We start from the raw sequence: 16,927 nt of genomic DNA on the forward strand, positions 1-16,927 counted from the left end.
CAACGAACGCCCGCCCCCCTTTTGGGCGGCGCGTTCGTCGCGGCCCAAAAGGGAGTGTTCCCCATGACCGTGACCGCCACCCAAGCCACGCCGGGCCACGTCCCATCAGGCCAGACACAGCCGGGCGGCGGCGCGGTTCACGCCCGCCGCTGGCGCCGTGTCGCGCCCTATCTGCAAGCGGCCCCGCTGGCGGTGACGCTGATCCTGTTCCTGCTGATTCCGATCCTGACCATCCTGGTGGTGAGCTTCTGGGATTACGACAGCGTGCGCGTGATCCCCGATTTCGTGCTGACCAATTACGCCGAATTGCTGACCTCGCCCGTCACCTGGAAAACCTATCTGAACACGGTGAAGTTCGCCGCGCTCACCTGGGCCATCACCCTGGTGATCGGCTTCGCCGTGGCCTATTTCCTGGCCTTTCACATCCGCTCCACCAGTTGGCAGATGGTGCTGTTCCTGGTTTGCACGATTCCGTTCTGGACCTCCAACATCATCCGCATGATCTCCTGGATCCCGTTTCTGGGGCGGAACGGGCTGTTGAACTCCACGCTGATCGCCGCCGGGGTGATCGACCAACCGTTGGAATTTCTGCTGTTTTCCGATTTCTCGGTGGTGCTGGCCTATGTCCACCTGAACGCGCTGTTCATGGTGGTGCCGATCTTCAATTCAATGATGCGGATCGACCGGGCGCTGGTGGAAGCCGCGCGCGACGCCGGGGCGGCGGGCTGGCAAGTGGTGTGGAACGTCATCCTGCCGCTGTCCAAGCCGGGCATCGCCATCGGCTCCATCTTCGTCGTCACGCTGGTGATGGGCGATTTCATCACCGTGCGGCTGATGAGCGGCGGGCAAAGCGCCTCCATCGGTCTGATGATCGCCAACGAAATCTCCCTGCTGCAATACCCGGCGGCGGCGGCCAACGCGGTCATTCTTCTGGCCGTGGTCCTGCTGATGGTCGCGGCGATGCTGCGCGTCGTCGACATCCGAAAGGAGCTGTGAGCCATGTCCGACGCCAAGCGGGGCCTGTCCTTTTACCTGTTGGCCGGCTTTTTCGGCCTGTTCGTCCTGTTCCTGTACGGCCCGACCATCACCATTCTGGTTCTGTCCTTCCAGGGGCCGGAGGGCGGCTTGACCTTTCCGATGAACGGCGTCTCCACCCACTGGTTTCGCAATCTGTTCGAGCAGCAGGCGGTTGGCGATTTCGGCGGATCCTTCCGCCGCTCCATCGCCTTGGCGCTGGTGGTGATGATGGCGACCGTGCTGTTTTCGCTGCTGGCGGGCTTCGCCTTCCGGCGGCGCTTTCGCGGCAGCGACGCGCTGTTCTATCTGGCGGTGGCCAGCCTGATCGTGCCGTCCATCCTGGTCAGCCTGGGCATCGGCCTGCTGTTCAACATCCTGGGCCTGGAACCGACCTGGTACGGCTCGGCCCTGGGCGCGCATCTGACCTGGACGCTGCCCTTCGGCCTGCTGATCGTCTTCGCCATCTTCAACCGCTTCAACCCGGCCTATGAGGAGGCGGCGCGCGATCTGGGGGCCAGCCCGTGGCAGACGGTGCGCCACGTCGTGTTGCCGATCCTGCTGCCCAGCCTGATCGGCGTGGGGATGTCCGGCTTCACCCTGTCCTACGACGAGTTCGCCCGCACGCTGATGACCGCCGGGTCCTTCAACACGCTGCCGCTGGAGATTTACGGCATGACCACCAACGTCACGACGCCGGTGCTCTACGCGCTGGGATCGCTGACCACCCTGTTCTCCTTCACCATGATCGGGCTGTGTCTGCTGGCGGTGGTCGGGCTGCGCCGCCGCCGCTTGCGGCAAAGCCTGAGGGCCGCGTGATGGAGATCCTGGTCGTCAACCCCAACACCACCGCGTCGATGACCGCGCGCATCGGGGCCGCCGCCCGCGACGCCGCCGCGCCCGGCACCCGGATTCTGGCGGTCAACCCGGCGATGGGTCCGGCCAGCATCGAGGGCTATTACGACGAGGCGCTGGCCGTTCCCGGCCTGCTGGAGGAAATCACCCGGCGCGAACGCGAGGCCGCGCGCGCCGGAACGCCGCTGGCCGGGACGGTGATCGCCTGTTTCGACGATGTCGGGCTGGACGCCGCCCGCTGCGTGGCGCGCGGGCCAGTGGTCGGCATCTGCGAAGCGGCGATGCAGACAGCCAGCCTGCTCGGCGGATCCTTCGGCGTGGTGACGACGCTGCAACGCTCGGTCCCGGCGCTGGAGCGGTTGGCCCAACGCTATGGAATGGCCGGGCGCTGTCGGGTCCGCGCCGCCGAGGTGCCGGTTCTGGCGCTGGAGGATCCGACCTCCGGCGCGCTGGAGCGTCTGCGGGCGGAAATTGCCCGCTCGCTGGACGAGGATGGGGCGGAAAGCATTGTTTTGGGCTGCGCCGGAATGGCCGATCTGGCCCGCGCGCTGAGCCAAGAGTTCGGCGTGCCGGTGGTGGACGGCGTGTCCGCCGCCGTGAAGCTGGTGGAAGGGCTGGCGGCGCTGGGCCTGCGCACCAGCAAGCGCGGCGGTTACGCCCACCCCTTGCCCAAAGCCTACGCCGGGATGCTGGCGGGTTTTGCGCCTGTTTAGAGTGGAACAACCTCAGCCACGCCGGGATTTGCGCGCCCTATCTTGCGGTTCCGGAATGTTGGAAAGGCTTGTGGTGATCGTGTCTTCGGCGATGGCCGCCGCCAGAGGCTCAAAATCCGGTTCTTGAGCGCGGCCATTCTGGAGGCTGGCGCGTTTTCTGAGACGGCGATGGTGCTGGACACGCTGGGCCTGTCGGGTTTTGCTGTGTCCGATCCTGCCCTCTAGGCGATGATCGAACGCAGGGCCGCCGCCAACCGATCCGCAAGCGAAGGGGACCTCACCATGGCCACGTTGAACAGACGCCAGCTTTTGGCCGCCGGGGCCGCGTTGGGCGTCGCCGGAACCAGCTTTTCTCTGCCGGTCCTTGCCCAATCGGGCCGCAAGAGCGTCACGCTGGCCTTGCCGCGCGACGTCCAGCCGCCGTTCGACCCGCTCAACCGCTTGAGCTTTCCGGAAGGCAACCTTTTGCGTGTGGTGCTTCAGGGCTTGATCGCCTTCAAACCCGGCAGCTTTGAGTGGGAACTGTCCGCCGCCAAGCGGATCGAGCAGGTTTCCGACACCGTCATCGAGTTTGAGTTGAAGCCGGGCCTGCGATTCCACGGCGGCTTTGGCGAGCTGACCGCCGACGACGTGAAATTCTCCTTCGAGCGCGCGATCAAGCCCGGCGCCGACGGCAAACCCGTGCTGTACAGCACGGATTTCGCCGCGCTGGAGGAGGTTGAGGTCACGGGAACGCACAGCGGCCGCATCCGGCTGAAAACCCCGGCCCCGGCGCTGTGGCAGGTGGCGCTGCCCGACATTTCCGGCCTCATCATCTCGCGCAAGGCCTATGAGGCGGGGGCGTACCGCGCCGACCAGCCGACCAAGGTCATCGGCACCGGCCCCTATCTGTTGAAGGAATGGCGCCCGAACGAGCGCGTCGTCCTTCAGGCCAACCCGGAGTTTCAGGGGCCGAAGCCGGGTTTTGAGGAAATCATCCTGCGCCCGGTGCGCGACTCCAAGACGGCGGAGCTGGCCTTCCGCGCTGACGAGCTGCAATTCACCGCCATCGAACCGGCAAACGCCGCCGACATCGCCAAAATCCCCGGCGCCAAGATCCTCAAGCAGGATTCGATCAACTTCGTGTGGATCGGCGTCAACGTCGAAAAGCCGCCCTTCAACGATCCGCGCGTGCGCCGGGCGATCCGCTTGGCCATCGACGTCGATCAGGTGATCGAGGGGGCTTACAACGGCGCGGTCGGTCGCGCCTATGGCCCGGTCGCGCCGGGGCTGCTGGGCAATTGGAAGGACGCGCCGCGCCACGCGCGCGACGTCGCCGCCGCGAAAAAGCTGCTGGCCGAAGCCGGGGTTCCCGCCCTGCGCGCCAAACTGACGCTGCTGAACAAGCCCGCCTACCAGAACGCCGGAATCATCGTTCAGGCGCAGTTGGCCGAGGCCGGGATCACCCTGGATCTCGACGTGCAGGAGGGCGGAAGCTTCTGGTCGGCGGGCAACGGCGAGGCGGGCAAAAATCTGGAATTGTCGTTGCAACGCTTCGGCGGCAAGGCCGATCCGTCGTTCCAACTGCAATGGTTCACCGCCTCGCAAATCGGAAGCTGGAACTGGCAGCGCTGGAACAGCCCGGAATACGACGCGCTGTTCGCCAAGGCGGGCGGCGTCACCGATCCCGCCGAACGCGCCCGGCTCTACATCGAGGCGCAAAAGCTGATCGACGAGTCCGCCGCCTTCATCTGGCTGACCCACGAGGTCAACGTCTACGCGCTGAAGGATTGGCTGACGCCGGGCATTCTGCCCAACGGCGACGACCAGCTTTACAATCGGTTCAGCCCGGCGTGAGGCTTCTTCGCCGGATTGGGAGCCGCCTCGCCACCACCGCGCTGGTGCTGGTCGGGGCGGTCGCCCTGGTGTTCGCCCTGACCCTGGTCATCCCCGGCAACCCGGCGCAAGCGCTGCTTGGCCCGCGCGCCACGCCGGAAGCGGTTCAGGCCTTTTCCCACGCGATGGGGCTGGACCGCCCGGTGGCCGAGCGTTTCGCCCTGTTCCTGTGGAACGTGCTGCGCGGCGATCTTGGCAATGACGTCGTGTCGGGCCGCCCCATCGTCACCATGGTGGCGGAGGTTCTGCCCTACACCGTCAGCCTGACCCTGTCGGCCATCGGCCTCGCCATCCTGTTCGGCGTGCCGCTGGGCTGCTACGCGGCGACCCATCCGGGCAGCCTCATCGACCGGGTGGCGGCGGCGGTCAGCATCGGTTTCATCGCCATCCCGAATTTCGTGGTGGCGATCCTGCTGCTGATGATCTTTTCGGTCTGGCTCGACTGGTTTCCCGTGCTGGGCGTCAGCCGAAGCGGGACGCTGGGCGACCAGTTGGCCCGGCTGGCCTTGCCCGCCTTGTCGCTCGCCTTGGGTTGGATCGGCTACATCGCGCGGCTGCTGCGCGCCTCCCTGCTCGATGTGCTGGGGGAGGCGCACATCCGCACGCTGCGCGCCTATGGCGTGGCGGAGCGGGTGATCGTCTACAAATACGCCCTGAAACCGGCGGCGATTCCGACCGTGGCGGTTCTGGGGCTGGGCGTCGGGCGGTTGCTGGGCGGGGCGATCTTCGCCGAAATCGTGTTCGCCCGGCCCGGAATCGGCACGCTGGTGTACGACGCCATCGCGTCGCGCAATTACCCGGTGGTGCAGGCCTGCGTTCTGGTGGTGGTCGGCCTGTTCACCCTGACCAATCTTCTGGTCGATCTCAGCTACGCGTGGCTTGATCCGCGCATCGCCAAGGCGGAGGAGCGCTGATGCGCGCGGTGTTCGGGCGGGTGTGGCGTCAGCCCGTCGGGCGATTAGGGCTGTTGCTGGTCGTGGCGGTGCTGCTGCTCGGCGTCATCGGCCCGCCGCTGGCCCCTTATGATCCGAACAAGCTCAACATTCTGGCCCGCTTCGGCGCGCCGTCGACGGCCCATTGGCTGGGCACCGACCATCTTGGCCGCGACCTGTTCAGCCGGACGGCCGATGGCGGGCGGGTGGCGCTGCTGGTGGCGCTGTCCACCATCGCCATCGCGCTGGCGGTGGGAACTCTGCTGGGCATCGCGGCGGCTTACGCCTCGCCCTGGGGGGAGCGGGCGATCCTGGTGGTCTTCGACATCGTCAGCGCCTTTCCCACCTTGGTCTTCGCGCTGGCGGTGGTGGCGCTGCTGGGGCCGGGGCTGGACAAGGTCATCCTGATCGTCGCGATCACGCTGATTCCGCATTTCGGCCGGGTGGCACGGGCGCAAACGCTGAGCCTGCGCAACAGCCCGTTTCTGGAGGCCGAACGGGTGTTGGGCGCGCAACCCTGGCGGATCACGGCGCATCATCTGGTTCCCAACATTCTTGGCCCGCTGGTCGTGCTGGCCAGCATGGACATTCCCGTGGTCATCACCATCGAGGCCGGCTTGAGTTTCCTGGGCGTCGGGGTGCCGCCGCCGCGCGCCAGTTGGGGGACGCTGCTGCACGACGGCTACACCACCCTGTCGCAATCGCCCTGGCCGGTGATCGTCGCGGCGGGGATGCTGACGTTGGCGACGCTGGGCTTCACCCTGTTCGGCGAAGCGCTGCGCGACGCCATCGACCCCAAGCTGAGGGTGGAGCCATGACCCGACCGACGCAGGACGCGGACCCGCTGATCGCCATCCGCGACCTGTCGGTGTCCTTCGCGACCAGCGCTGGCCCCGCCGAGGTCCTGCGCAACGTCACGCTTGATCTTGGGCGCGGGCGCATCGTTGGGCTGGTCGGGGAATCGGGATCGGGCAAATCGACCCTGGCCTCGGCGATCACGCGCTTGCTGCCCGCCAACCTCTCACGGCTGGACGGCGGGATCCTGTATGAGGGCCGTGATTTGCTGGCGGAGCCGGAGGCCGCCGTCGCCGCGCTGCGCGGCTCCCGCTTCGCCATGATCTTTCAGGATCCGATGGGGGCGCTGAATCCGGTGTTCCGCGTCGGAACCCAACTCGTTGATCTGCAACGCGCCAAGGCGCCGAAGGCGTCGCGGCGCGACCGGATGGCGCGGGCGGTGGCGATGCTGACGCGGGTTGGCATTCCCGACGCGGCGCGGCGGATCCGCGATTACCCGCACCAGTTCAGCGGCGGCATGCGGCAACGGATCATGATCGCCGCCGCCCTGCTGTGCGAACCCGATCTGCTGATCGCCGACGAGCCGACCACCGCGCTCGATCCCACCATCGAGGGGCAGATCGTCGCCTTGATCGACGAGCTTCGCCACGGCTTCCAGGGAACCATTCTGTTGATTTCCCACAGCCTGGGGCTGGTGTCGCACCTGTGCGACGATGTGGCGGTGCTCTACGCCGGGGCGCTGGTGGAGCGCGGCCCCGCCGCCGCCGTGCTGGGCGCCCCGCGCCATCCCTACACCCGCGCGCTGCTGGCCTGCGAGATCGGCGCGGACGTCGTTCGCCGCGCCACCCTAGCGACGATTCCCGGCGACGCGCCGGACCCGACGCGGCTGCCGCCGGGTTGCGTCTTCGCTCCGCGCTGTTCCCAGGCGATCGATTCCTGCCGCGACGCCGTGCCGGAGTTGCGCCCGGTGGATGGCGACGGCGGCCACGCCGCCGCCTGTCTGCTGGTGTGAGGATATGGCGCCGTGACTGACCCCTTGCTGTCGGTGGACCGCCTGTCGCTGAATTTCGGCCCCGTTCCGGCGGTGCGGTCGGTGTCCTTCGCGCTTGCGCGCGGCGAGACGCTGGGAGTCGTCGGCGAAAGCGGGTCGGGCAAGACCTCGCTGATTCGCGCCGCGTTGGGGCTGGTTCCGCCCACGGCGGGAAGCTTGCGCTTCGACGGGGCCGACATCACCGGCTTGCGTGGACGCGATCTCAAGGCGTTTCGCCGCGCCGCGCAGATGATCTTTCAGGATCCCGCCGCCGCTCTGTCGCCGCGCATGAAAATCCGCGATCTGCTGGCCGAGCCGCTGCGCATCCACGACGTGCCGCTGGCCGAGGCGTGGCCCGGCGTGCTCGACCTGCTGCGGCGGGTCGGGCTGCCGGACGGCGTGCTCGACAAGCACCCGCATCAGGTCAGCGGCGGGCAGGCCCGTCGGGTGGGCATCGCCCGCGCCCTGGTTCTGCGACCCCGCTTGCTGGTGGCCGACGAGCCGACCGCCGGGCTGGATCTCTCCGTGCAGGGCGACATCGTCAATCTGCTGGTGGATCTCCAGCGCGGCTTTGGCCTGACCTGTCTGGTGGTGTCGCACAATCTGGACGTGGTGCGGGCGATGGCCGACCGCGTTCTTGTGCTCTATCTCGGGCGGGTGGTGGAGATCGGGGCCGCCGACCACGTGCTGAGAGCGCCCGCCCACCCCTACACGCGCGCGCTGCTGGCCGCCGCTCCACGGTTCGATCCGGGCAAGCGTCTGTCGCGCGTTCCCCCCTTGAACGGGGAGGTTCCCAGCCCGCGCACCCCGCCAAGCGGTTGCGTCTTCCACCCCCGTTGTCCGCTGGCCACCAACCTTTGCGGCGCCGTCGAGCCAGTGGAGCAAACTCTGGCCGACGGGCGCCGCGTCGCTTGTCACACGCCGCTTCTCACCCCTTGAAGCGGATGGCCTCAAGCGGATCGCCCACAAACGCGGGGGCGGGCGTTCAGGCCGGACGGATGGCCTGAGGGAAATTGAAGAGCATGGTGGGATCGGCGGCCTTTTTCACTTGGGACAGCCGATCAAGATTCTCGCCGTAATAAGCCTTGCGCCAGTCGGCCAGCGACGGATCGGGGAAATTCTGGAACGCGCCAGCGGCCTTGGTCCGTCGGTTGACGTCCTCATAGAAGCGTTGCTGCCAATCCAAATTCGCCTCGACCAGCGGCAGCGGGTCGGTGGGCCGCCACCAATTGGCCTCCACGCTGAACAGCCAATCGAAGCCGCGATGGACATAGGCGGTCTCGGTCGGCCCCATCCGGTTGATCGCGCCGCCGACCTGGAAGAATTTGAAGGCGGACGGCATCGACGTGCCGGGCATCTTCGCCGCCCAATCGAACATGGCGGCGATGGCCTCCTCGCTGATGTCCGCCGCCTTCATGTAGCTGGATTTTTCCTGATAGAAGTAGGGGTAGGTGGTTTCGGTCAGGAAATCCTGGCCCGCCCAATAGGCGACGTCTTCCTTCACGTTGCGGGTGTCAGCCAATTCCCAGGTGGATTTGAAAATCTCCTTCAGCGTCGTTTTCGACGGGTGGAGTTGGCCCAGGATCGACAGGGTCGTCCCCACCTTGTCGCAGCGCTCCGACAGGCTGGGGATGGTGACGCTGATCTTGCTGCCGAAATCGTCCGGCGCGCTGGCCAGTTCGGTCAACAGCAGGCGCAGCACGCGCGGCAAATCCTTGGTCCAGGTGATGTTGAACACCGTCACCGTGCTGACCGGCTGGGTTTGCAGGGTGAAGGCGGTGTTGACGCCGAAATTGCCGCCGCCGCCGCCCCGGCAGGCCCAGAACAGGTTGGAATCCTGATTGGCGGCGGCGTTGACCAAGCTGCCGTCCGCCGTCACCAGATCGGTGGCGCGCAGCAGGTCGGACCCCACGCCCCATTTGCGCATGTTGAAGCCGATGCCGCCGCCCAGCAGGAATCCCGCCGCGCCGACGGAATCGCAACGCCCGTGGGTGATGGTCCGCCCCAACCGCTCAAGCTGCTTGTAAACCGCCGAATTCAGCGTGCCGCCCAGAACCCGGACCAGCCCGTCGGACCCCGGAACCAACTCCGCCCCCGCCATCTTCGACATGTCGATCAACAAGCCGGGGGTGGTGGAATAGCCCGCGTAATTGTGCCCGCCCGAGCGCACGGCGAAGGGCATGCCCTGTTGCTTGACCCAGGTGAGGCAGGCCTGGACGTCCTGCGCCGTCACGCAGCGCGCGACGCCCGCCGGAAGGGTGGCGACGTAGCGCAGATTGTTGGGGCGGCAGACGTCGCCGAAGAACGGATCGTCGGGGCGCAGCACGCCGCCGCTGACCTTGCGGGCCAGATCGGTCCAGGCCGAAGGCGGCGGGCAGAGGGCTTTGAGCGAATCGTCGGCCAGCGCGACGGAGGGAAGGAAGCGCGCCGCCTCCGCCGCCACCGCGAAGCGGCCAAGACCAACGAGAAATGTGCGGCGGGATGACTGCATGATGGGCGGCATGGCGCGCTCCGCTGTTGATGACGGATGTTATTGTCGCTGATAATAATTATTTTTAAGTGTATCGGTGGGATCGCCAGTCGGTTGGCGCGCGTCGCCGAAGTTCCTGACGCGGACGCAGCAAAGCGATGGCGAAACCTTTGGCGGTTGGGCATACTCCCGCCGGTTTTCGCAAAGGTCCGCGCCGCCGCCAGGGCTTTCCGCCTTGGCCGTGCGGGCGGACCCATCTGGGAATTGGGGCCTGTCTCGTATGCTGCGTGCGCTCGCGCGTGTCTCCGCCGTTTTCCTCGCGTCGTCCCTTCCCGCTCTCGCCGCCGATCCACCGGCCGAGCCGGTCCCCTTCGGCGTCGCCGGGGTGGAGGTGGCGGCGGAACGCGACGTTCCCCAAGCCTGTTTCGCCTTCACGGACCGTCTGGAGCGGTCCCGCGTGGTGAATTTCCGCGATTTTGTGGATGTTCAGCCCGCCGTGGAGGGCGTCGCCGTGGCGCGCGACCGCAGCCTGTGCGTCGAGGGGCTGCAACACGGCCAGAAATACAAAATCACCCTGCGCGAAGGTCTGCCCGGCGTGGACGGCAAGCGTCTGCCCGCCGCCGACAGCCGCGAGGTGGAGGTTCCCAACCGCAAGCCGTCCCTGGCCTTTCGGGGCGCGGGCTACATCCTGCCACGGGTTGGCGGCGACGGCCTGCCGCTGCGCTCGATCAATCTGGATCGGGCGAAGCTCCAGGTTTTGCGCATCGCCGACCGCAGTCTGGTCGAAAAGATCTATTTTGGGCGCATCGCCCAGCAGATGACCGATTTCGACGTTGGCGAGATCATCGACCGCGCCGGGCAAGAGGTCTGGCGCGGCGACATGGGCATCGGCAACGTCCCCAACAAGGCCGTGACCACCGCCTTTCCCATCGACGGGGTGTTGGGCAAGCTGGAGCCGGGCGTCTATGTGGCCGTCGCGGGCGTGGACGAGATCAAGCCCGGCGGCTGGGAGCAGAAGGCGACTCAATGGTTCGTCGTCTCCGACCTTGGCCTGAACACGATTCTGGGCGAGGATTCGCTGGTCGTCTTCGCCCGTTCGACGCAGACGGCGGCCCCCGCCGCCGGGGTGGACCTGCGTCTGGTCGCCCGCAACGGCGTGGAACTGGGCAAGGTTCAAACCGGCGAGGATGGGTTGGGGCGTTTTGACCTCGCCGCTTTGCGCGCCGCCACGACCGAGCCGCTTCAGGCCTTGTTCGCGGTGCGCGGGACTGGCGATTTCGGTGTGCTCGATTTGACCGGCGGCGGCGCGGCGGCGGAACAGAGCGGACAACCGCAATCGGGGCCGCAGTCTGGGCCGCAATCGGGGCAACCGCAGACCGGGCAACCGGCGCCGACGGTGGCGCGTCCGGCCCCGACCGGAGACGCTTTTCTTTACACCGAGCGCGGCATCTACCGCCCGGGCGAGTCGGTGCAACTCACCGGCCTGCTGCGCGACGCCGACCTCAACCCATTGCCCGGCGGCAAGCCGCTGATCCTGCGGATTTTGCGACCCGATGGGTTCGAGGTGGAGCGCCGGACGCTGACGGATGCCGGGGCCGGAGCCTATTCCACCCGCGTCGATCTGCCGATGAACGCCTATCCGGGCGGCTGGAGCGTGACGGCGCATGTCGACACGGATGGCGGCGCGCTTGGCCCGGCTTTGGGCCGGGCGGAGTTTCTGGTGGAGGATTTCGTGCCTCCCCGGATCGACGTCGCCTTGACGGCGTCGAGCAAGGAGATCGCCGCCGACGGCGCGGCGACGGTGACGGTGGACGGGCATTTCCTCTACGGCTCCCCCGCCGCCGGTTTGCCGGGCGAACTCGCCGTCACCTTGCGTGCCGCCGCCAACCCTTATCCCGACTTGCCCGGCTACCGTTTCGGTTTGGCCCAGGAAGAGGTGAAGCCGAAGCGGATCGACCTGCCGGGCTTCACCACCGACAACGCCGGGACAGCCACCCTGGCTGTGCGTCTGCCTCAGGCGCCGGACAGCACGCGGCCCTTGGAAGCGGTGGTGCGCGCCACTTTGATCGACATTGGCGGGCGTCCGGTTGGCCGGGATCTGGTGTTGCCAGTGCGCCATCAGCCCTTCGCCATCGGCGTCAAGCCGCGTTTTGAGGGCGACGGCGTGCCAGAGGGCGCGACCGCCGGTTTCGACGTGGTCGCCGTTGGCCCGGACGGCAAGCCGGTGGACAGCGCCGATCTGTCCTATGAGCTGTTTGAAGAGGATTACGATTACGCCTGGTTCGAGGCCAACGGGCATTGGGATTACAAGGTCACGGTGCGCGACCAGCGCGTGACCGGCGGCGCGCTGACCGTCACCTCCGCCGCGCCCGGCGCGGTTGAGGCGCCGGTGACGGCGGGTCGCTATCGGTTGGAGCTGTTCGACGCCAAAAGCGGCGTGTCCACCAGCGTGCGCTTCGCCGCTGGTTGGTGGATGACCCCGACCGCTGGCGAGCGCCCGGACGAGGTTGACGTCACCGTCATGCAGCCCGCCTACAAGGGCGGCGACACCGCCTGGGTCTATGTCAAGCCGCCCTACCACAGTCAGGTGCTGGTCGCGATCGCGGATCGCGCGGTGACGCACGCGGTCAGCCGCGCCATCGGCCCGGAGGGGGCGTTCCTGGAAATTCCGGTCGGCGCGAACTGGACCAACGGGGCCTATGTGCTGGCCACCGCCTTTTCCATTCCCGACCCGCAGACCAAGGGGCCGCCGCGCCGCGCGGTCGGCCTGTCCTGGCTGGCCGTCGATCCGGCGGCTCGCTCCCTGAATGTTCGTCTGAGCGCTCCGCTGGAAAGCGAACCCCGGCGTTCCTTGACCGCCGAGGTGACGGTAGAGGGCGCGCCGGAAGGCCAACCGGCCTTTGTGACCTTGGCGGCGGTCGATGAATCGGTGTTGCAACTGACCGGGCAGGCGACGCCCGACCCGGTCGATCATTATCTCGGCAAACGTCGGCTTGGCGTCGAGCTGCGCGATTCCTACGGTCGGCTGATCGACCCGGCGGGGCTGGACGCGACCCGTCCGCGCGGGACGACGACGCCGCGCGTGCGCCAGATCTCCGGGCTGGTGCCGCCGAAGTCGGAACGGGTGGTCTCGCTCTTCTCCGGCGTGTTGCCGGTCGGGGCGGACGGCAAGCTGTCGGTTCCCTTCGACCTGCCAGACTTTCAGGGGCGTTTGCGCCTGATGGCGGTAGCCTGGAGCGGTGGCAAACTTGGTCACGCCGATTCTCATGTGCTGGTCCGCGATCCGGTGTTGGCCGATCTGGCGCTGCCGCGCTTTCTGACGCCGGGCGACATGGCGCAGGCGTTGCTGACGCTCGACAATTTGAACGGCCCGGCGGGCGATTATCAGGCGGCGCTCAGCGCCGAAGGGGCGGTGTCCTTCGCCACCCCCGACGCTGGTCCGTTGACCATCGCCAATCTGGCGCGCGGCAAGCGGGCGACCGCTGGCCGGGTGTTGACCGCGTCCGGCGTCGGTTCCGGCGCGGTGACGTTGGACGTCACCGGCCCGAATGGGCTGCGCGTCACCCGCCGCTGGGACGTGCTGGTGCGTCCGGCGTCGGCGTCGGTGGCGCGCCGCAGCTTTGCCGCCTTGCCCACCGACAAGACTCTGACGCCGCCGAGCGACGTTGGCTTTGGCCTGCGCCCGGAAACACTGGCGGTGGCGGCGGAGGTCGCGCCCCTGCCGGACATCGACGTCGCGGGCCTGCTGTTCGCCCTGGATCGCGCGGGCGTCGGCGGGGCGGAGCAAACCGCCAGCCGCATCCTGCCGCTGCTGTCGATGAGCGACGTCGCCGCCGGGTTGGGCGTGGCGTCGGAGGATCGTCTCAAGGCCCGGCTTCAGCGCGGCGTGGAGCGGTTGTTGACCTTCCAACGCCCGGACGGCGCCTTCTCCGCTTGGTCGCCCAAGGGGGACGTCGATCCTTGGTTGACCGCCTACGCGGTGGACGTGCTGGGCCGCGCCAAGGCGGCGGGCTATCGCGTTCCCGACCAGCCCTATCGCAAGGGGTTGGAGTGGCTGAAGCAGGCCATCGACAACGCTTGGGTCGAAACCGCCGACCTGCCGGGCCGCGCCTACGCCCTCTATGTGCTGGCGCGGGCCAAGATGACCGACGCGGGCGCCGTGCGCTATTTCCAGGAAACCTATTGGGACCGCTTGCAAACCGATTTCGGGCGCGCCCAGATCGCCGCCGCCACCGCCCTGTTGGGCGACGCCCCTCGGGCGACGGAGGCCTTCGCCAAGCTGTCCGGCGCCCGGATGGTGTCGGCGTCGCTGCGCGACCATGGGTCATCCCTGCGCGACGAAGCCGGGGTGGTGGCTCTGATGGCGGAAAGCGGCGTGGTTGAGCGTGACCGGCTGTTCCAGGCGGGCGAGCGCGTCGCCAAAACCTTCGCCGCCGTGCGCGCCACCAACCCGCAGGAACAGGCGTGGCTGCTGCAAGCGGCCAAGGCGCTGATGGATCGCGCCGCCCCGATGAAGCTGGCGGTCGGCGACCAGACGGTGGAGAACGCCAAGCCGCTCTTCCTGCGACTCGATGGGGCCAACCCGCCGACCGTCAAAAATCTCGGCGCGGAGGTTCGGCAGACCGTGACGGTCATCGGCGTTCCCGATCAACCGGCCCTGGCGGAAGAGCAGGGGATGACCCTGTCGCGGCGGGTCTACGACATGGCGGGCCGCCCGGTCGATCTGGCTGGCGCGCGTCACAACGACCTTCTGGTCGTGGTGCTGGAAGGGGAAGCGACCGATCCGCTGGAGCACGCGGTTCTGGTGTCCGACCCGCTGCCCGCCGGATTCGAGATCGAGAATGTCCGGCTGGGGGCTGGTGGCCCGTCCAGCGCCTTGCCCTGGCTGGGCGAGGTCTCGGCCACCCGGCATCTGGAGTTCCGCGACGACCGATTCGTCGCGGCGGTTGATCTGAGCAAGCAAAACCCGCGCTTCCGTTTGGCCTATCTGGCGCGGGCCGTGACCGTTGGCGAGTTCGCCGCCCCCGGCGCGACGGTCGAGGATTTGCAGCGCCCGCATGTCTCCGCGCGCTTGGCGGGCAGCCGTCTGCGCGTGTTGGCGGAATAGGGCGCCGCCCTGTTCCGTTCACCCGACTCCGGGTCTTTTACAAATAGCCGTGGTCCCGCCGACCTTTGGGTCGGCGGGTCACGAGCGCCAAAACACCGATGAACACCGCGAAGAACGCGGTCATGGCGACGTAAAACAACAACGCCGCGCCCACCATCATGGTGCTGATGAGCACGGTGGCGAGAATCCAGACGCCCAACGATACAATCACGCGCGATGACATGGGTTGTCTCCGTTCCCCTGTCGCGACTCTGCTTTTCACGGGGCTGCCTGATCCCTTGAGAATTCGGGTTTTCATCAGATTTCAGCCTCTGAACGGCGAAGCCTGCCACAGTGGGTGGTTGTGAACGCATGTGGCGTCCTGTCACTGCGCGGGCGCGCCGCACCCATGTCCGTGTTCGCACCTGTTTGGCAGGGGAGTGGTCCGTGTCCTCAACAAGATTGTTGACAGCGCGGGCGAGCACCCTTACCTTTACGTAAACGTCAACTAAGGGCGTTGGCGGCGGAATGGGGAGAGCGCGGTGCAGGCGGAGATCGGAGCCGGGGCGACGGGACGGGAGGCGGAGGACCGCAACCGATCCATCGGCGAACTGGCCGAAGAATTTGGCCTGACCCACCGCACGATCCGTCATTACGAGGATGAGGGGCTGCTGTCGCCCAAGCGCGACGGGCAAACCCGCGTCTACAACCATCGCGACCGCGCCCGGCTGGTCTTGATCTGCCGTGGCAAACGGCTTGGCTTCAGCCTCGCCGAGATCAAAGATTTCTTGAACCTTTACGACACGGACGACGCCCAGACCGAGCAGATGCGTTACGCGCAATCACTCGCCCGCCGCCGAATCCAGGCCCTTGAACGGCAGCTCCAGGACGTCCAGCAGACGTTGCGGGAGTTGCGCCACTTCGACACTCAGATCTCCGAGCATTTGCGCCGAAACGGCGCCACGGAGACGCAGTCCATGGAGGAGAAGCTCTCATGAAGTCGGTCGTCATTGCAGGCTACGCCCGTTCGCCCTTCGCCTTCGCCCACAAGGGCGAACTGACCAAGGTCCGTCCCGACGACCTTCTGGCCCGCGTCATCGCGGCGCTGGTCGAGCGCACCGGCGCGAACCCGCAGGATGTTGAAGACGTCATCGTCGGCTGCTCCTTCCCCGAAGGCGAGCAGGGCATGAACGTCGCCCGCACCATCTCCTTCCTGGCCAAGCTGCCGCTGACCGCCGCCGCCACCACCGTCAACCGCTATTGCGGCTCGTCGATGCAGGCGATCCATCAGGCGGCGGGCGCCATCCAGATGGGCGCTGGCGAGCTGTTCGTCTGCGGCGGCGTCGAATCGATGACCCGCGTGCCGATCATGGGCTTCAACCCGATGCCGAACGCCGCGCTGAAGGATTTTTACCCGGAAGCCTATTGCTCGATGGGCGTCACGGCTGAGAACGTCGCCAAGAAATACGGCATTCCCCGCGCCGACCAGGAAGCGCTCGCCGCCGCCTCGCACGCCAAGGCCGCCGAGGCGCAGGCCGCTGGCCGTCTCAGCGATGAGATCGTCGGCATCCAGTCCCCCGCCGGTCTGGTCGACCGCGACGGCTGCATCCGCCCCGGCACCACGGTCGAAGGCTTGAGCGGTCTGAAGCCCGCCTTCACCGCCGACGGTTCGGTCACGGCCGGCACCTCCTCGCCGCTGACCGACGGCGCGTCCGCCGTGTTGGTGACGACGGAAGAGTACGCCAAGGCGAACGGTCTGCCGATCCTCGCCAAGATCCGCTCGATCGCGGTGGCCGGTTGCGCGCCGGAGTTGATGGGGCTTGGTCCCATCCCCTCGACGCAAAAGGCGCTGGCCCGCGCCGGTCTGTCGATCAAGGACATCGACATCATCGAAATCAACGAGGCCTTCTCGTCGCAGGCCATCGCCTGCATGCGCGACCTCGACATTGATCTGGCGAAGGTCAATCTGGATGGCGGCGCGCTGGCGCTTGGCCACCCGCTCGGCGCCACCGGCGCCCGCATCACCGGCAAGGCGGCCTCGCTGCTGAAGCGTGAAGGCAAGCAATTCGCGCTGGCCACCCAGTGCATCGGCGGCGGTCAGGGCATCGCCACCATCCTGGAAGCGGTCTGACGGCGGCACGGGCATCAGGGAGGAAG

Annotated in this window: 13 protein-coding genes; 11 read left to right on the plus strand and 2 right to left on the minus strand. The window is 67.4% G+C overall.

The window, feature by feature from the left end; all coding sequences use genetic code 11:
- Positions 1 to 63 precede the first annotated feature (63 nt).
- The 8 genes from D3877_RS26145 (at position 64) to D3877_RS26185 (ending at position 8,153) form a co-directional block, all read left to right on the plus strand.
- On the plus strand, positions 64 to 996 hold the full coding sequence (locus D3877_RS26145) for an ABC transporter permease (RefSeq protein WP_119834041.1): 933 nt from the start codon (positions 64 to 66) through the stop codon (positions 994 to 996).
- Between the two features lie 3 nt (positions 997 to 999).
- Positions 1,000 to 1,833: an ABC transporter permease gene (locus tag D3877_RS26150; RefSeq protein ID WP_119833740.1), complete on the plus strand. Its 834-nt coding sequence runs from the start codon at positions 1,000 to 1,002 to the stop codon at positions 1,831 to 1,833.
- Positions 1,833 to 2,582 (plus strand): aspartate/glutamate racemase family protein, encoded by a 750-nt coding sequence (locus D3877_RS26155; RefSeq protein ID WP_119833741.1) that lies wholly within the window; start codon positions 1,833 to 1,835, stop codon positions 2,580 to 2,582. Before D3877_RS26150 ends, D3877_RS26155 begins: the two co-directional genes overlap by 1 nt.
- 282 nt (positions 2,583 to 2,864) lie before the next feature.
- The gene (locus tag D3877_RS26165; protein WP_119833743.1) at positions 2,865 to 4,418 is read left to right on the plus strand and encodes an ABC transporter substrate-binding protein; all 1,554 of its coding nucleotides are present in this window, start codon (positions 2,865 to 2,867) and stop codon (positions 4,416 to 4,418) included.
- Positions 4,415 to 5,371, plus strand: a complete 957-nt coding sequence (locus D3877_RS26170) for an ABC transporter permease (RefSeq protein WP_119833744.1) — start codon at positions 4,415 to 4,417, stop codon at positions 5,369 to 5,371. The genes D3877_RS26165 and D3877_RS26170 overlap by 4 nt, the downstream gene beginning before the upstream one ends.
- Positions 5,371 to 6,207 (plus strand): ABC transporter permease, encoded by an 837-nt coding sequence (locus tag D3877_RS26175; protein ID WP_119833745.1) that lies wholly within the window; start codon positions 5,371 to 5,373, stop codon positions 6,205 to 6,207. The genes D3877_RS26170 and D3877_RS26175 overlap by 1 nt, the downstream gene beginning before the upstream one ends.
- A complete protein-coding gene (locus tag D3877_RS26180; protein WP_119833746.1) occupies positions 6,204 to 7,196 on the plus strand; it encodes an ABC transporter ATP-binding protein in 993 nt (330 codons plus the stop codon). The genes D3877_RS26175 and D3877_RS26180 overlap by 4 nt, the downstream gene beginning before the upstream one ends.
- A 12-nt stretch (positions 7,197 to 7,208) precedes the next feature.
- Entirely contained in the window at positions 7,209 to 8,153 is a 945-nt protein-coding gene (locus D3877_RS26185; RefSeq protein ID WP_119833747.1) for an oligopeptide/dipeptide ABC transporter ATP-binding protein, read from the plus strand.
- Between the two features lie 46 nt (positions 8,154 to 8,199).
- On the opposite strand, the gene D3877_RS26190 is transcribed toward D3877_RS26185, so the two are convergent.
- Entirely contained in the window at positions 8,200 to 9,717 is a 1,518-nt protein-coding gene (locus D3877_RS26190; protein ID WP_119833748.1) for an FAD-binding oxidoreductase, read from the minus strand.
- A 247-nt stretch (positions 9,718 to 9,964) separates the two neighbouring features.
- On the opposite strand from D3877_RS26190, the gene D3877_RS26195 reads away from it, so the two are divergent.
- Entirely contained in the window at positions 9,965 to 14,791 is a 4,827-nt protein-coding gene (locus tag D3877_RS26195; RefSeq protein ID WP_119833749.1) for an alpha-2-macroglobulin family protein, read from the plus strand.
- Positions 14,792 to 14,828: 37 nt separating this feature from the next.
- Here the strand turns inward: D3877_RS26195 and D3877_RS26200 are convergent, their stop codons facing one another.
- Complete coding sequence (locus D3877_RS26200; RefSeq protein ID WP_119833750.1) at positions 14,829 to 15,014, minus strand: hypothetical protein; 186 nt, start codon at positions 15,012 to 15,014, stop codon at positions 14,829 to 14,831.
- A 298-nt stretch (positions 15,015 to 15,312) separates the two neighbouring features.
- Between D3877_RS26200 and D3877_RS26205 the strand changes: the two genes are divergently transcribed.
- Together D3877_RS26205 and D3877_RS26210 are read left to right on the plus strand one after the other, a co-directional pair.
- Positions 15,313 to 15,768 carry a MerR family transcriptional regulator gene (locus tag D3877_RS26205; protein ID WP_119833751.1) on the plus strand — a complete coding sequence of 152 codons (456 nt, stop codon included), beginning with the start codon at positions 15,313 to 15,315 and terminating at the stop codon, positions 15,766 to 15,768.
- Positions 15,765 to 16,901: a thiolase family protein gene (locus D3877_RS26210; protein ID WP_119833752.1), complete on the plus strand. Its 1,137-nt coding sequence runs from the start codon at positions 15,765 to 15,767 to the stop codon at positions 16,899 to 16,901. The genes D3877_RS26205 and D3877_RS26210 overlap by 4 nt, the downstream gene beginning before the upstream one ends.
- Positions 16,902 to 16,927 lie beyond the last annotated feature (26 nt).

The sequence above is a fragment of the Azospirillum cavernae genome, assembly GCF_003590795.1.
Taxonomy (GTDB): domain Bacteria; phylum Pseudomonadota; class Alphaproteobacteria; order Azospirillales; family Azospirillaceae; genus Azospirillum; species Azospirillum cavernae.

Bases quoted from the DNA above. Each gene is read 5' to 3' on its own strand.
- D3877_RS26145 (WP_119834041.1), top strand. From the start codon at position 64: ATGACCGTGACCGCCACCCAAGCCACGCCGGGCCACGTCCCATCAGGC.
- D3877_RS26150 (WP_119833740.1), top strand. From the start codon at position 1,000: ATGTCCGACGCCAAGCGGGGCCTGTCCTTTTACCTGTTGGCCGGCTTT.
- D3877_RS26155 (WP_119833741.1), top strand. From the start codon at position 1,833: ATGGAGATCCTGGTCGTCAACCCCAACACCACCGCGTCGATGACCGCG.
- D3877_RS26165 (WP_119833743.1), top strand. From the start codon at position 2,865: ATGGCCACGTTGAACAGACGCCAGCTTTTGGCCGCCGGGGCCGCGTTG.
- D3877_RS26175 (WP_119833745.1), top strand. From the start codon at position 5,371: ATGCGCGCGGTGTTCGGGCGGGTGTGGCGTCAGCCCGTCGGGCGATTA.
- D3877_RS26180 (WP_119833746.1), top strand. From the start codon at position 6,204: ATGACCCGACCGACGCAGGACGCGGACCCGCTGATCGCCATCCGCGAC.
- D3877_RS26190 (WP_119833748.1), bottom strand. From the start codon at position 9,717: ATGCCGCCCATCATGCAGTCATCCCGCCGCACATTTCTCGTTGGTCTT.
- D3877_RS26195 (WP_119833749.1), top strand. From the start codon at position 9,965: ATGCTGCGTGCGCTCGCGCGTGTCTCCGCCGTTTTCCTCGCGTCGTCC.
- D3877_RS26200 (WP_119833750.1), bottom strand. From the start codon at position 15,014: ATGTCATCGCGCGTGATTGTATCGTTGGGCGTCTGGATTCTCGCCACC.
- D3877_RS26210 (WP_119833752.1), top strand. From the start codon at position 15,765: ATGAAGTCGGTCGTCATTGCAGGCTACGCCCGTTCGCCCTTCGCCTTC.